A 15,219-nucleotide genomic window follows, 5' to 3' on the forward strand; every position below is an offset into this window, starting at 1 on the left:
CCGCTTTCGGTACGGTCCCTACGGCTATGTCTCCGTCATGGCGGCAGGCTTTGGCGGGCCTCGCTTTCGTCTGGGCGGCGCTGTTTGCGCTGACGCTGCGCGAATGGGGCGAAATGGCGTGGCAGTGGTGGAACAGCGACAGCTACGCCCACATCCTGCTCATCCCGCCGATTATCGCCTGGCTTGCCTGGATGCGGCGTGACGAGTTGGCGGCAATACGCCCGAAGCCATGGTGGCCCGGCCTTGTGATGCTCGGCACGGCGTTGGCTTTTTGCCTCGCCGGTCGCGCGAGCGGGATCAATCTGATCGCCCATGCGGGCGCCGTTGCCGCCCTTTCGGCGAGCGTGCCGAGTCTACTCGGCCCTCGCGCCGCTGCATTGCTGGCGCTTCCGCTCGGCTTCATGGTCTTTCTCGTTCCCTTCGGCGAGGAAATCGTGTGGCCGATGCAGCGCCTTACCGCGCATCTCGTCATCGCCCTTACGCATTTGAGCGGGGTGGAAGCGGCCCTCGAGACGATCTATATCACGACGCCGGTCGGCCTCTTCATCGTCGCCGAGGCGTGCTCGGGCGTGAAGTTCCTGATCGCGATGATCGCGCTCGGCGTACTCGCCGCCTTCACCGGGTTTTCCAGCTGGTCGCGCCGTGCCGTTTTTCTGCTGGCTTGCGTGGTTGTCCCTATCCTTGCCAATGCGGTCCGGGCCTGGGGCACGATCTATCTCGCTCAATATATCGGCCCCGAACGCGCCGGTGGGGTCGATCATCTGATCTATGGCTGGGTGTTTTTCGCCGTCGTCGTCGCCATCGTGCTCGGTCTCGCCTGGCGCTGGTTCGAGCGGACCCCGGAGGAAGCGGGATGGTCGCTCGCCGAACTGGAGCGGAGCCGGATACTGGCGCGTCTGGAAGCTTTCGACGCGCGCCTGCCCCTCGTCATCGGTCTTGCGCTCGGAGCGTGCGCCATCGCCGCCGCGTTGGCGATTGGCCTTGCGCCCGCGAACGGCTAGGCGCGAACCATGTGCGGGATCGCCGGTATCTTTCATTGCGGCACGCCCAAGCCGGTCGAACCCCATCGCGTCGGCCGGATGTGCGACGCGATCGCCCATCGCGGACCCGACGGGGCGGGCGTGTGGACGGGCCCCGGCGTCGGGCTCGGCCATCGGCGCCTCTCGATCATCGACCTCGCCGGATCGCCCCAGCCGATGCATTCGGTGGACGGGCGCGCGGTGCTCGTTTTCAACGGAGAAATATACAATTTCAGAGCGTTGCGCCGCGAACTTGAAGGGCAGGGCGCAAAGTTTCGTACCGATGGCGATAGCGAAACGATCCTCGCCGCATGGCAGCGCTGGGGTCCGGATTGCCTGAGCCGCCTCGAAGGCATGTTCGCCTTCGCGCTGTACGATTGCGACCGGCGGCAGCTTTTCCTCGCGCGGGACCGGTTGGGTGTGAAGCCGCTCTTCACCGCGACGCTGAGCGATGGAAGCCTGATCTTCGCATCCGAGCTCAAGGGGTTGCTGGCGCATCCTCTCATGCGCTCGCAAGTCGATCCGCTCGCGATCGAGGATTACATGACCTGGGGCTATGTGCCCGATCATCGATCGATCCTGAAGGGCGTAGAAAAGCTCCCGGCAGGCCATTTCCGCCTGCTCGATCACGATCGCCCGCCCGCACCGCCGCGGCGGTGGTGGGATGTCTCGTTCGAAACCCGCGCGAAGGGATCGGTCGCCGACCAGTCGGCGGAACTGCTTCACCATTTGCGCGAAGGTGTCTCGAGCCGCATGGTCGCGGACGTGCCGTTGGGCGCGTTTCTGTCGGGCGGCGTGGACAGTTCCAGCGTGGTCGCGCTGATGTCGGAGGCGAGCCGCGATCCGGTGACGAGCTGCTCGATCGGCTTCGATGTCGCGGAAGTGGACGAGACCAGCCATGCCCGGCTCGTCGCCGAACGGTTCGGGACCGACCATCGCGAACGGATCGTCTCGCCGGGTGACGTCGCTGATCTGGACCGTATCGCCGGAATTTTCGACGAACCCTTCGCCGATGCTTCGGCACTGCCGACGCTGCGCGTGTGCGAGCTGGCGCGCGAGAGCGTGACGGTGGCGCTTTCGGGCGATGGGGCGGACGAGGCACTGGCCGGCTATCGCCGCCAGGTTTTCCACCACCGCGAAGAGCAGGCGAGGGCCGTGCTCCCGCAAGCCCTGCGCGGCCCGGTGTTCGGCACGCTCGGCAAAATCTGGCCCAAGGCCGATTGGGCACCGCGCCCCTTGCGCGCGAAGACGACGTTCCTCTCGCTCGCCGAAGACGGCGCGGCGGGCTATGCGCGCGCGCTCGCGATCCTCGACGCGGATGCGAGGGCGCACCTTTATGGCGACACGCTGCTTCGCGAGCGCGGCGAGTATCGCGCCGAGGATCGGCTCATCGAGACGATGGACCGCGCGCCTGCCCGCAGCGGATTGGACGCGGCGCAATATGCCGATCTCACCTCCTGGCTACCTGGCGATATCCTGACCAAGGTGGACCGGACCAGCATGGCCGTGGGTCTCGAGGCGCGCGAACCGCTGCTCGATCATCGCCTGATCGAATATGCCGCCACTCTGCCGGAAAGCCGCCGTATCCGTGGGCGGCAGGGCAAGTGGCTGATGAAGCACGCGATGGAGCGCTATCTTCCGGACGAGATCCTCTATCGCCCGAAACAGGGTTTCGTGACTCCGCTGGCCGCATGGTTCCGTGGTCCGCTGGCCGGAATGGCGCGCGGCGTGGCGCGGAGCGAAGTGCTGGTGGGCACGGGCTGGTTCGATCGCGCCGCGCTATCGCGTCTTGCAGAGCGCCATATCTCCGGCGCGTCCGACAATGGGCGTGTGCTGTATCAGCTCGTCATGCTGGAAAAATCGCTCGCCCGGCTCGGGATCGGCTGATCCCTGAGCCGGACGAGCGGGTAGCTCAGCGCGCGTCCACCATCACGATTTCCGCGTCGTCCAGCGCTTCGACCACGATCTCGGTCTCGCCCGTAATCGCGACGCCATCGCGCGGCTGCGCTTCCTGGCCGTTTACGCGGATGCGCCCGGTCGGAGCGACGAGATATTGGTGGCGCGATCCGTCGCTGGTCCAGGTCGCGCTCTGACCCGCCTTCAGCGTCGCGGCCACTACCTTGGCGTCGGTGCGGATCGGAAGCGCATCGTCCTCCTCCGGCGTACCGCTGGCGAGGATCGCGAAACCGCCTTCGCGCCCGGCCTTGGGAAATTCGCGCTGGCCCCAGCCGGGCGCTTCGCCGCGCCGATCGGGAATGATCCAGATCTGGAACAGCGTCGTCGCCTCGTCCTCGACATTATATTCGGCGTGAGTGATCCCGGTCCCGGCGCTCATCACCTGAACGTCGCCCGCCGCCGTACGGCCCTTGTTGCCGAGCGAATCCTGATGCGTGATCGCACCGCTGCGCACGAAGGTGACGATCTCCATGTCATTATGCGGATGGGGCGGAAAACCGCTCTGCGCCGCGATCGTGTCGTCGTTCCAGACGCGGATATTGCCCCAGCCCATGCGGTCGGGATCGTGATAGCTGGCAAAGGAGAAATGATGCCGCGCGTCGAGCCATCCGTGGTTCGCGTGGCCGAGCGTGTCGAAGGGTCGGATATCGATCATTTTTGACAATCCACATCGGCGGGATTGGTTGGCCGCCGGCAATGACGATTAGCTGGGGTGGCTTTCCCCGGTCTGCAAGACCGGGTCAGGCCGCTCCGTGCCCGCGCGCCATATAGTCCGCGCTTTGCATTTCCATGAGGCGGCTGACCGTGCGCTCGAACTCGAAGGCGCCGTCGCCCGAGGTGTAAAGGTCTTCGGGTTCGGCGGCGGCAGTCGCGAAGAGCTTCACGCCGTTCTCGTAGAGAGCATCGACCAGCTTGGTGAAGCGCATCGCCTCGTTGCGATTGTCCGGCGACAGGCGCGGAATGCCGACCACGATCACAGTGTGGAAGGCGTGGGCGATTGCGAGATAATCCGCTGCGCCGCGATTTTCGCCGCACAAGCGCTTGAAGCTGAACACGCCCACACCCTTGAAGCTTTTGGGCACATGCAGCGTGCGGCCTCCGCCAAGGTCGAGATCGCCCGATGGAACGTGATCGGCATCCTCGGGCGCGTAATCGGTGAGCCGGAAGAACGCTTCGCGCACCTGTGCGGTCGCATCCTCGCCGAGCGGGGTATGCCAGGTGGCGATATCGCCCAGCCGGTCGAGCCGGTAATCGGTCGGCCCGTTCAGCGGCACGACGTCGAGTTCGGCCTCGACCAGATCGATGAAGGGCAGGAAGAGCGAGCGATTGAGCCCGTCCTTGTAGAGATCGCTCGGCGGGCGATTGCTGGTGGTGACGATGCTGACGCCCTCATCGCAGATCAGCGCCGTAAACAGTCGCCCCATGATGGCCGCGTCGGCGGTGTTGGTGACCACCATCTCGTCGAAGGCAAGACAGCGGACGTCCTCGGCGATGGCTTTCGCGACGTGGCGCACGGGTTGCCCCTGGCCGGTATCGCGCGCCGCCTTCATCCGGCGATCGACTTCGAGCATGAATTCGTGGAAATGCGCGCGACGCTTTTCGCGGATGCCGAGCGTCTGGATGAACAGATCCATCAGCATGGATTTGCCGCGGCCGACACCGCCCCACATGTAGACACCCTGCGGCGGCGCTTCGTCTTTCGAACCGAACAGGCGCGACAGGAGCCCGCCGCCGGGCCGCTCTGCTTCCAGCTCCTTCTGAAGCCGATCGAGCCGTTCCGCGGCGCGGCGCTGATCGGGGTCGGGCTGCAATTCCCCCGCCGCGATCAGGTCTTCGTAACGCGAGAGCAATCCGCTCACGAAGCGTTGGGACCGGTGCCGGAACTGGGGCGCATCTTGCGGACGATGCCGGAGAAGGACGCGACGCGGTGTTCGCCCTGTTCGACCAGACCGCGCACGAAGACCAGTTTACCGGTTTCCTTCACGATCTCTGTGACCGCATCGAGAGGTGTACGCGCCTTGCCTCCGCCCACGAACTGAGTCGAAAGCTCGAGCGTGACCGAGGGCCCGGCATTGCCGCTACCGAGCGTGTGCATGGTCGTGAACAGCGCAATGTCGATCAGCGAGAGCGTGACCGCGCCATGGATGATGCCCTGAAGGTTCTCGTGCCGCCGCTCGGGAAACATGCGCAGCCGCGCTTTCCCGTCATCGTCGACGCGCGTGATGAGCTTGCCCATCACCGCGCCGTTGAACAGCGTTTCGTCCTTGAGGTTCCAGTGGTTCCAGCCGGGATTGTCCGGATCCGGTCCGTGCTCGAAAAGGTCCTGTGCCAGCACCTTAGATTGCGCGCTCGGCGATCATCTTCTTGGTTTCGGCGATAGCCTTGGCCGGGCTCAAGCCTTTGGGGCAGACATTCGCGCAATTCATGATCGTGTGGCAGCGATAGAGCCGGAACGGATCTTCGAGCTGGTCGAGCCGTTCGCCGGTCATTTCGTCACGGCTGTCGGCCAGCCAGCGATAGGCCTGAAGCAGGATCGCCGGGCCGAGGAACTTGTCGCTGTTCCACCAATAGCTCGGGCAGGCGGTCGAGCAGCAGGCGCACAGGATACACTCGTACAGACCGTCCAGCTTTTCGCGCTGATCGGGCGATTGCAGGCGTTCCTTGCCGCTGGGCGTGGTGGAGACGGTCTGCAACCAGGGCCGGATGCTGGCATATTGCGCGTAGAAATGCGTGAAATCGGGGACGAGGTCCTTGATGACTTCCATGTGCGGCAGCGGCGTGATGCGAATCTCGCCCTTCATGTCCTCGATCGCGGTGGTGCAGGCGAGGCCGTTCTTGCCGTTCATGTTCATCGAGCACGATCCGCAGATCCCTTCGCGGCAGGAACGGCGGAAGGTCAGCGTGGGATCGACTTCGTTCTTGATCTTGAACAGGGCGTCGAGAACCATCGGCCCGCATTCGTCGAGATCGATCTCGAACGTGTCGTAGCGTGGGTTTTCGCCGCTATCGGGATCGTAACGATAGATCTTGAACTTTTTCACCCGGCCGGCACCGTCGGCGCTGTGCGCGCGGCCCTTGCCGCTGATCTTCGAATTTTTCGGAAGAGTGAAGGTCGCCATGGCGGAAAATACGTCCTGTTGCTTTGTGAAACTCGTTTAGCGGTTCGAGCGCGCGGCGCAAGGGTCGGGAACCCGCAATGTCTGCCGCAAGTCTTGCAAGATATGGAACATCAGACACCGCAATTCACCAATGCCGCCATCTTCGGAGCGAGCGGAGGGATCGGTAAAGCCCTGTGCAGCGCTCTTATGGAAAGGGGCGCAAAGGTCCATGCGGGAAGCCGCTCGGGCGGCGCCCACGTCGAAGGGGCGCAAGGGTTTCGTTTCGATCTCACCGACGAAACCAGTATCGCCGCAGCGGCCGAAACGATGCGGGACGATCCTCCCGATCTCGTGCTTGTCGCGACAGGCGTTCTTACCCTTGCGGACGGGACCGGGCCGGAGCGCAGCTACAAGGCTCTGGACGGCGCGGCGATGGGCGAGGTCTTCGCGCTCAACACGATCGGCCCGGCGCTGATCGCGAAGCATATGCTGCCCCTGTTGCCGCGCCAGAAACGTTGCGTGTTCGCAGCGCTGTCCGCTCGCGTCGGATCGATCTCGGACAATCGCCTCGGCGGATGGCACAGCTATCGCTCCAGCAAGGCGGCGCTGAATATGCTGGTGCGCAATTTCGCCATCGAACTGGGCCGGACGCACAAAGAAGCGGTCGTGGCCGCGCTCCATCCGGGCACAGTCGACACCGCTCTGTCAGAGCCGTTTCAGGGCAATGTCCCCGACCAGCAATTGACCGAACCGATGGAGGCGGCACAGAATCTGCTTGCCGTCATCGACGGGCTCTCACCCTCCGACAGCGGCGGCCACTTCGACTGGCAGGGCGAGACGATTCCGGCCTGACCCTTCCGCTCCCTTAAGGGGGAGGTGACAGGTCGCGACGGCAATGCCAACGGGGGCGGCGATGCGCATTGCGATTTACGACCTCGACCGGACGCTGACCCGACGGGCGACCTTCACGCCCTTCCTGCTGTTCGCTGCGCGCAAAGCAGCGCCGTGGCGGCTGCTTTTCGCGCCAGTCTGGATACTGGCCATGCTGGCCTATCGCATGGGCACCATGTCGCGCGCGCGGTTGAAACTGTTCGGAATGCGCTTGCTCGTCGGTCGTCGTTCGCGCAGCGATCTTGAGACACTCGGAGCGCAATTCGCCGCAGGCGTGATCGAGGGAAGGGGCCTGATGCCTGCGACCATCCGCTTGCTGGAAGAGGACCGCGCGGACGGTGCCCGCCTCGTCCTCGCCACGGCGGCCTTCGATATCTACGCCGCTCGCTTCGCCGATCTACTGGGTTTCGACGATGTGGTCGCCACCCGGTGGCAGGGCTTTGATCGCGTGCCAGACAATTGCTATGCCGATACCAAGCTCGCCAGCGTTTCGGAGCATCTGCCCGCGCTGGGTCAGGCCCACACCCGCTTCGTCAGCGACAGCTTCGCCGATGCGCCGCTTCTCGACGCGGTCAGCGATCCGATTTTCGCAACCACCACGCGCCGCAAGGCCAGGAAGGCCGCAGCGCGCAATTGGCGCGTTATCGATCCGCGCGATCCTTGATCGCTGCCACGATAGCATCGGCGGCCCGCTCGCTCGCCGGGCGATCCCCGAGGTCGATCGTGTAGGCGAACAGCTCCTCCTGGCGCGCGCGATAGCGTTCGCCGATCGCCTGCATTTCGGGAAGCAGGCCTGTCAGTTCGTCCACGCGGCGAACGACCGGGCCGCATTCCCAGAACAGATGCCATTCGTCATCCTCGGCCTTCACGTCGCGGCGGGCATCGAAGAAGAAGGCGGGGCGGGGGCGCACCAGGAATTCGTAGATCTGGCTCGACGCATCGCCGAGATAGGCGTCGGCGGCGAGGGTGTAGGTCATGTCGAACAGGCGCGGGCTGTCGGTATCGATCAGGATATTGGCTGCCGTCCGCGCTTCTTCGGGAATGTCCGAGCGCCGCCGCGCGATCCCGTATTCTGGCGAGACATGCAGCTCCTTGCGGAACAGCATGACATGGGGTGCGAAGATCAGATTGAAGCATTGCCCCGCCTCGCTCGCGAACCAGCGCAGGATGTCCGGCCCGTGATCGTACCAGCTCGACAGATTCGGATCGAAATGGGGATTGTAGACGACGGTCGGACGCTTGGTGTCGAACAGGTCGGGCCGCGCCGCCAGATCGATGTTCTCGAATTTGGGATAGCCGATGACCACCAGCTTCTCCGGCTCGACACCGTGCGCGACCAATTGGTCGACGACCTTGCGACCGGCCACGAAGCTGCGATCGAAGCGGCGGTAATCGGGATGGTAGCTGACGCTGCGATCGCCGGCGCCATGGGGCACCTTGGCGAATAGCGGCATGGCGTCAGCGGGAATGCGCTTCTTCAGGCGCAGGCATGTCCGCTCGGTCGAAACGATCATGTCGGCGCTTGCGAACAAGGGGACATGGCTGCGGAGCCGCATCAGGCGGCTGGCGGGCAGTACTTTATCCAGAACACCGGCAGCGGTGCGAGCGATCGGGCCGAGCGTCAACTCATGCCAGCGGATCGCGCCCGCCGATTTCTCATCGATCAGGCCTTCGATGCGCGTCCTGATCATGGGGCCTGCATAGGCGATCACGGTTTCCACCTCGGGATGCGTGCGCGTCATCGCGGCGGCAATCCCCGCAAGGTGCGCGACCTGATGGGCCGCATCGTGATTGAAGAGGAACACCACCCGCATCGCGCGACGCTTTAGGCAATCCGGACCACTGCCGCAAAGCATGGATTTGCAAGCCGCCCGCGCTTCGTTCAAAGGGCGATCAAGATGGATGGTCAGAGCACGCCTGTGCCCGCACGCAACGGGCTTCTGAACATCGTGCGCAATCTCGCATGGATCCTCGGCGGCAAGACTTTCGGCGCGATCTGCAGCCTGGTCTATCTGGCCGTGCTGGCACGATCGCTGGGCCTGCGCGATTTCGGCCATTTCTCGCTTTTGTTCGGCACCGCGCAGGCTTTGGTCGCGATCGCGGGCTTTCAGACCTGGCAAACTCTGGTCCGCTTTGGCGCGCGGCATCGGCTGGACGGGGACGAGGCGGCGTTCGGGCGGCTGATCTGGTTTTGCACTTTTGCCGATGTCGGCGGTGCGATTACCGGCTGCGCCATCGCGGCGCTGGTCTATTACGGCTTCGGCTCGCTGCTCGAGTTGAACCCGCAATATATCGACCTCGGCTTCCTGTTCGCCTGCGCTCTGATTTGGGCGCGCCTGACCACGCCGAGCGGTATCGTGCGCGTTCTCGATCGGTTCGATGTCGGCACGTATGTGGAAGCGATCGTGCCGACCGGACGCCTGATCGCCAGCGGCATCATCCTTGCGACCGGGCCGAGCGTGGCGAAATTCGTGTTCGCCTGGGCGCTGTTCGATCTGATCGCGGCGGCGGTCTACTGGATCATGGCGCGCCGGCTGGCGAGCGATGCGTTCCAGCTGCGCCATGCGGGCGGCTGGCGGCAGATGCTGCGCGAAAATCCGGGCATCAAGGGCTTCTTCGGCGTCACTTACGGCGCGACCACGCTGGACGCGGTCGTGAAGCAGGGGCCGTTGCTGGCAGTCGGCTATTTCTTCTCGACGAGTTCCGCAGGTCTGTATCGCCTCGCCGATCAATTGGCACAGGGCGTCAAGCAATTCGCGGTTCTGGTGGCGCGCGCGGTCCTGCCCGAATTCGCCGTATCGAGTATCGCGGACGAAGCGACGCGCTTCGCCGGCCTTGTCCGCAGCGTCACGCGGATTGCTGCGCTGGCGGGGATCGTCGTGTTGCTGATCGCCGTGTTGTTCGGCGAAGAGGTGCTGGTCCTGATCGGTGGTGACGATTACGCGCGCGCCGCAATCGTCCTGATTCCGCTTGCTTTCGCCGCAGCCTTCGAACTGGCGAGCGTGTCTTACGAACCGCTTCTGTATTCGACGGGCAATGCGGGCCGGGCCCTGCAGATGCGGGCAGCTGCGGTCGTAACTCTCGTCATAGCGGTGCTGGCCCTGCATTCGGACGGTAGCCCGGTGGAGATCGGCTGGGCGGTGGCGCTGGCAATGGGCGTGTTCTATCTCGGCATGAGCCTTTCGGCCTGGATCATCCTGCGGCGCATGCGGCATCAGGGCGGACCATCGTGATCGCGAGCGCGCTCGTTTTGGCGGGGACCAGGCCGGAAGGCGATCCGCTCGCGCGCGAATTGGGTGTGGCGCACAAGGCGCTGATCGAGATCGACGGCCAGCCGATTTTGGTTCGGGTAGTGCGCGCTTTGCGTGAAGCTGGAATCGAGCGGGTGCTCGTTTCGGCGAACGAACCGGCGGTGATCGATCTGGCCCGACAAAACGGCGCGGAAATTTGCCCGCCAGCCTCCGGACCGAGCGAAAGCGTTGCAGAAGCCTTCGAACGCACGGGCGCACCCCTCATCGTCACGACAGCCGACCATGCTTTGCTCGAAGCCCGATGGGTTTCCGAACTGGTCGCCAAAACGCCGTCCGATGCCGATCTTTCGGTGATGATGGCGCGCCGCTCGGATATCGAGCGTGCTCTGCCCGAAACGCAACGCACTTACCTGCGCTTTGCAGATGGCGAGTGGTCGGGTTGCAATCTGTTCTACTTAGCAAGTCCTCGCGCCGAGGCTGCGCTGGCGACCTGGCGCGCCGTCGAGGCCGACCGCAAACGACCGTGGAAGCTCGTCGCGCGTCTCGGCCTGCGCAATCTATTCTCCTACGCCATTGGAAGGCTGACTCTGGCCGACGCACTCGCGCGCCTCGGCCGTCGGATCGGCCTCGAAGCGCGTCTTGTCGCGGCGAGCGATGGGCGCGCTGCGATCGATGTCGACAAGATGCGCGATCTCGATGACGTGCGACGCCTGCTCGACCAAGACGGCGAGCGACGCTGAACGAAAACGGGGGCGGATCCGAAGACCCGCCCCCGCAATCATGCTACCTATAACTGGCGATCAGTCGCCGAAAGTGCGCTGCCACCAGCCACGCTTGGGTTTCGCGGTTTCCACAGTACCGGCACTCTCTTCGCTCGACGAAGGAGCCTCGTTTGCGGGCGTCTCTTCGGGTGCAGGCGCGTCTTCCGCTTTGACCTTCGGCTTGCGCGTGCGCTTGGCCGCGGGCTTGGGCGCATCTTCGCTAGGCGTTTCGGCGGTGTCGGAGTCCGTCGCTGCCTTCTTGCTGCGCGAGGCGCGCTTGGGCTTCGGCTTTTCTTCCTCGGCCGCCTCGACCGGGGCTTCGCTGGCCGGTGCGTCCTCGGTCACCGCTTTCTTGCGCGGCGCGCGCTTGCGCTTCGGCTTTTCGCTCGGCTCGGCCTCTTTCGAGCCGGTATCCGTCGCCTCGGAAGTTGCGTCGCTTTGCGCAGCCTTCTTGCGAGGGGCACGCTTGCGCTTCGGCTTTTCGTCCTTGGCGCTTTCGTCCGCCATGGCTTCGGCGGTTTCCGGAGCATCGTCGGGCCCGGCGACGACCGCCATATCGCCAACGACATGCTCGGAAACCTCTTCGAGGTTCTCTGCGCCGCTTTCGTTCACATCGTCCTGACGCGACCGATTGCGACCGCCGCGACGGCCGCGTCCGCCACGGCGACGCTTGCGCTTGGGACGATCATCGTCCTCGCCATGCTCGCTGCCGCGGTCGCCGTTATCATTGTCGCTATCGTCGGAATTCGACTGGCCATCGTCGTTCGAACGCTCGTCGTCGTTTCGGTCGTCCGAACGGTCGCGCTTGCGATTGCGGTTGCGTCCGCCCCGGCGACGCTTGCGCTTGCCATCGCCGTTATCGTCGTCGCGATCCGAAGTGCGATCACGGCGGGGCTCGTCGTCCTCGTCGAGATCGCTGTCGTCTTCGATGTCCGAATCGTCGTCTTCGTCGAAAGCGATCGGTTCGAACTTCGGCGCATCCTTGGGCTTGGGCCCGTGGCTGGAGACGTCCATCTTGGCGCCTTCGTCCTCGCCTTCCGGAACGACTTCGACCGTCACGCCGTAGCGCTCTTCGATCTCCATCAGGTCCGAACGCTTTTCGTTGAGGAGATAGATCGCCGCTTCGGTGCTGGCGGCAAGGCGGATGATGGTGCCTTTGCCCTTCGCCGCTTCGTCCTCGATCAGGCGCAGGGCGGAAAGGCCTGCGGAGCTCGCAGTGCGAACCAGGCCGGTGCCGTCGCAATGCGGACATTCGCGCGTGGTCGCTTCGAGCACGCCGGTGCGCAGACGCTGACGGCTCATTTCCATCAGGCCGAAGCTGGAGATGCGCCCGACCTGGATCCGCGCCCGGTCGGTCTTGAGCGCGTCCTTCATCGCGCGCTCCACCTTACGGGTGTTCGAATGCTGCTCCATGTCGATGAAGTCAATCACGACGAGGCCCGCCATGTCGCGCAGGCGAAGCTGGCGGGCGATTTCGCGGGCGGCTTCGAGATTGGTGTGAAGCGCGGTCTGCTCGATCCCGTGCTCCTTGGTGGAACGGCCCGAGTTGATGTCGATCGAAACCAGCGCCTCGGTCGGATTGATGATCAGATAGCCGCCGGATTTCAGCTGCACCATCGGATCGTACATCGCCTTGAGTTGATCTTCGGCGCCATACCGCTGGAACAACGGGACGGGATCGGAATAGGCCTTAACCCGCCGGGCGTGGCTGGGCATCAGCAGCTTCATGAAAGCCTTGGCCGATTTGTAACCCTGCTCGCCCTCGACCACGACCTCTTCGATCTCGCGATTGTAGATATCGCGGATGGCGCGCTTGATCAGGTCGCTGTCCGAATGGATCAGCGCTGGTGCGCTGGAGGACAGCGTGTTCTCGCGGATCTCGTCCCACAACCGGGCGAGATAGTCGAAGTCGCGCTTGATCTCGGTCTTGGTGCGCGAGAGCCCGGCGGTGCGGACGATCAGGCCCATCGAACGCGGCAGGCTGAGATCGCCGACGATCTGCTTCAGACGCTTGCGGTCGCTCGCCGAATTGATCTTGCGGCTGATGCCGCCGCCGTGGCTGCTGTTGGGCATCAGCACGGTGTAACGCCCGGCGAGGCTGAGATAGGTGGTCAGCGCGGCGCCTTTGTTGCCGCGCTCTTCCTTCACGACCTGGACCAGCAGCACCTGCCGGCGCTGAATGACGTCCTGGATTTTGTATTTGCGACGCAGCGCCATGCGGCGCGCACGCGCATCGTCGACTTCCTTGGCGCGCGTGCGTTGCTTGCCACCCTTGCCGTTGCGGCCGCGTTGGCGGCGGCGACCGCGCGAGCGACCGTTATCGTCGTCGTCGCTGTCTTCGCCATCATCGTCTTCGTCGGAATCGCCGGCAACCTGGCCTTCCTCGATCGTCGCGACGTCGTCCTTGTCGGAAGTATCGACCTCTTCGAGGCCGTCTTCGGCGAATTCTTCCGCCAGCGCTTCGGAGCTTTCCTCCTCGGCGTCGTATTCCTCGCCCGGCATCTGGCCGCGCTCTTCCTCATCGTCGCGAAGCCGCGCCTCTTCCTCGGCCACTTCGGCTTCGGCGGCGAGCAGGGCGTCGCGATCTTCCTTGGGAATTTGGTAATAGTCGGGATGGATTTCGCCGAAAGCGAGGAAACCGTGGCGATTGCCGCCGAAATCGACGAATGCCGCCTGCAGCGACGGTTCGACGCGCGTTACCTTGGCTAGATAGATATTACCTTTGATCTGCTTGTGATCGGCAGATTCGAAGTCGAACTCCTCAATCCGATTGCCTTTGAGGACCGCCACCCGGGTTTCTTCCTGGTGGCGCGCATCGATTAGCATGCGCGTTGCCATTGATATGTCTCCAAGCGCAGGGGGGCGGGTGCGACCCGGCCTCGCCCTTGCGCGAATATTGATGAAAACCGCCGCTGCCGACCATTGGGTGGGCGAGGGCGGTCGATAGGAACCGGACGGAACGCGAACAGCGCCCGCTCCGGAAATGCGTGTCTGCCACACCGAGCCCGCGCAAAGTGCGCGATACCATGCCCGCATCGGCCACGCCGCGGGCATCGGCCTGCGGGCGGAAGAGCGGGGAGGGCTTGATCATGTGTCGCATCAACCTGTTTCGAGGGATCGCGAAAGTAAGAGGCGATCCCGCGCCGGGTCCGATTGGTTTCGGACTCTTGCAAAATCAGCGCTAGCATTGTGACTATCCCGCGGCAACCATATTGCGTGAACAGGATATTGCGCGGTGGTGCGTTAAGCCCGTAATGCTCACGCCGCGATGCTGCGCAATCCCTCCCCCTATTTCATCCTGGCCTTGCCGGTGGCGCTGTTTGCGCTGGTGATGGGCGTAGCGGCAGCGAGTGGCCAAAACTTGCCTGCACCGCAATTCGGCCGCGATTACGTCAAGCGGATCGCGCTTGATGATCGGGGTGGAATCGAACTGCCCGAAATTCAGGGCGACGACAGCGACGAGCGACCGCTGGTGGTGATCGATCCCGGCCATGGAGGGCACGATCCGGGGGCCTCGGGCGTCGATGTAGTGGAGAAAAACCTCGTCCTCGACCTCGCTCTGGCCCTGCGGGATGCATTGCTTGAACAGGGCGATGTGCGCGTGGCGCTGACCCGGAGCGATGATCGCTATCTGCTTCACGCCGAACGCTACGAGATCGCCCGGCGGCTCGGCGCGGACCTATTCGTGTCGATCCACGCCGATTCCGCGGGCGAGGCCAGCGAGGTCGAAGGCGCCAGCATCTATACGCTCTCGACCAGGGCGAGCAGCGAGGCGGCGGCGCGCTTTGCCGAAAGGGAGAATCGCGCCGACCGGATCAATGGACAGGAGATTTCCGGACAGAGCGATGTGGTGAACACCATATTGGTCGAATTGTCGCAGCGACGGACGCAGGAGGAATCGCGCGAATTCGCCGATCTGATCCAGCGCGAGGGCGAGGACAGGATCCGGTTCCACCCGCAGCCGCGCCGCTCTGCCGCTCTGAAGGTTTTGCGTGCGCCCGACGTGCCCAGCGTCCTCTTCGAAAGCGGCTTCATCACGAATGAGGAAGAAGCCGCGCGCCTCGCCTCGCCCGAAGGCCGCCGCCGCTTCGCCGAGACGCTGGCGCGCGCGATCCGCATCTATTTCGTCCGCCAGCGTGAAGACCTGCTGGAAGAGCGTCCGGCGCAATTGGGAGAAGATACGGCAGCCGATACCCCTCCGGACGAGCCCGCCGAAGCCAAGGACGAGACGTCTACACCATAA

13 protein-coding genes are annotated in these 15,219 nt (G+C 64.2%); 7 read left to right on the forward strand and 6 right to left on the reverse strand.

Going from position 1 to position 15,219, the window contains the following annotated elements; genetic code table 11:
• The first annotated feature begins 26 nt into the window (after positions 1–26).
• Positions 27–1,001 carry an exosortase A gene (xrtA, locus tag J7347_RS02895; RefSeq protein WP_209160751.1) on the forward strand — a complete coding sequence of 325 codons (975 nt, stop codon included), beginning with the start codon at positions 27–29 and terminating at the stop codon, positions 999–1,001.
• A 9-nt stretch (positions 1,002–1,010) separates the two neighbouring features.
• Entirely contained in the window at positions 1,011–2,906 is a 1,896-nt protein-coding gene (locus J7347_RS02900; protein ID WP_209160752.1) for an XrtA/PEP-CTERM system amidotransferase, read from the forward strand.
• Positions 2,907–2,931: 25 nt separating this feature from the next.
• On the opposite strand, the gene J7347_RS02905 is transcribed toward J7347_RS02900, so the two are convergent.
• The 4 genes from J7347_RS02905 to J7347_RS02920 all read right to left on the reverse strand — a co-directional run bounded on the left by J7347_RS02905 (position 2,932) and on the right by J7347_RS02920 (position 6,094).
• Positions 2,932–3,630, reverse strand: coding sequence for a pirin family protein (locus J7347_RS02905; RefSeq protein WP_209160753.1), 699 nt, complete (start codon positions 3,628–3,630; stop codon positions 2,932–2,934).
• 85 nt (positions 3,631–3,715) lie between these two features.
• Positions 3,716–4,834, reverse strand: a complete 1,119-nt coding sequence (gene zapE / locus J7347_RS02910; protein WP_209160754.1) for a cell division protein ZapE — start codon at positions 4,832–4,834, stop codon at positions 3,716–3,718.
• Positions 4,831–5,307 carry a PaaI family thioesterase gene (locus J7347_RS02915; RefSeq protein ID WP_209161211.1) on the reverse strand — a complete coding sequence of 159 codons (477 nt, stop codon included), beginning with the start codon at positions 5,305–5,307 and terminating at the stop codon, positions 4,831–4,833. Before J7347_RS02915 ends, zapE begins: the two co-directional genes overlap by 4 nt.
• 4 nt (positions 5,308–5,311) lie before the next feature.
• Positions 5,312–6,094, reverse strand: a complete 783-nt coding sequence (locus J7347_RS02920) for a succinate dehydrogenase iron-sulfur subunit (RefSeq protein WP_067679369.1) — start codon at positions 6,092–6,094, stop codon at positions 5,312–5,314.
• Positions 6,095–6,196: 102 nt separating this feature from the next.
• Between J7347_RS02920 and J7347_RS02925 the strand changes: the two genes are divergently transcribed.
• Together J7347_RS02925 and J7347_RS02930 are read left to right on the forward strand one after the other, a co-directional pair.
• Positions 6,197–6,925, forward strand: coding sequence for an SDR family NAD(P)-dependent oxidoreductase (locus J7347_RS02925; RefSeq protein WP_209160755.1), 729 nt, complete (start codon positions 6,197–6,199; stop codon positions 6,923–6,925).
• A gap of 61 nt (positions 6,926–6,986) precedes the next feature.
• Complete coding sequence (locus J7347_RS02930) at positions 6,987–7,628, forward strand: haloacid dehalogenase-like hydrolase (RefSeq protein ID WP_209160756.1); 642 nt, start codon at positions 6,987–6,989, stop codon at positions 7,626–7,628.
• On the opposite strand, the gene J7347_RS02935 is transcribed toward J7347_RS02930, so the two are convergent.
• Positions 7,606–8,778, reverse strand: coding sequence for a hypothetical protein (locus tag J7347_RS02935; RefSeq protein ID WP_209160757.1), 1,173 nt, complete (start codon positions 8,776–8,778; stop codon positions 7,606–7,608). The genes J7347_RS02930 and J7347_RS02935 overlap by 23 nt on opposite strands.
• A gap of 84 nt (positions 8,779–8,862) precedes the next feature.
• On the opposite strand from J7347_RS02935, the gene J7347_RS02940 reads away from it, so the two are divergent.
• Both J7347_RS02940 and J7347_RS02945 read left to right on the forward strand, forming a co-directional pair.
• Entirely contained in the window at positions 8,863–10,197 is a 1,335-nt protein-coding gene (locus J7347_RS02940; protein WP_209160758.1) for a lipopolysaccharide biosynthesis protein, read from the forward strand.
• Positions 10,194–10,955 (forward strand): nucleotidyltransferase family protein, encoded by a 762-nt coding sequence (locus J7347_RS02945; RefSeq protein ID WP_348521546.1) that lies wholly within the window; start codon positions 10,194–10,196, stop codon positions 10,953–10,955. The genes J7347_RS02940 and J7347_RS02945 overlap by 4 nt, the downstream gene beginning before the upstream one ends.
• 60 nt (positions 10,956–11,015) lie before the next feature.
• On the opposite strand, the gene J7347_RS02950 is transcribed toward J7347_RS02945, so the two are convergent.
• Positions 11,016–13,814, reverse strand: coding sequence for an Rne/Rng family ribonuclease (locus J7347_RS02950; protein WP_209160759.1), 2,799 nt, complete (start codon positions 13,812–13,814; stop codon positions 11,016–11,018).
• Positions 13,815–14,244: 430 nt separating this feature from the next.
• Between J7347_RS02950 and J7347_RS02955 the strand changes: the two genes are divergently transcribed.
• Positions 14,245–15,219 (forward strand): N-acetylmuramoyl-L-alanine amidase, encoded by a 975-nt coding sequence (locus tag J7347_RS02955; RefSeq protein WP_209160760.1) that lies wholly within the window; start codon positions 14,245–14,247, stop codon positions 15,217–15,219.

Source organism: Erythrobacter sp. A6_0 (assembly GCF_017744235.1).
Lineage (GTDB): Bacteria > Pseudomonadota > Alphaproteobacteria > Sphingomonadales > Sphingomonadaceae > Qipengyuania.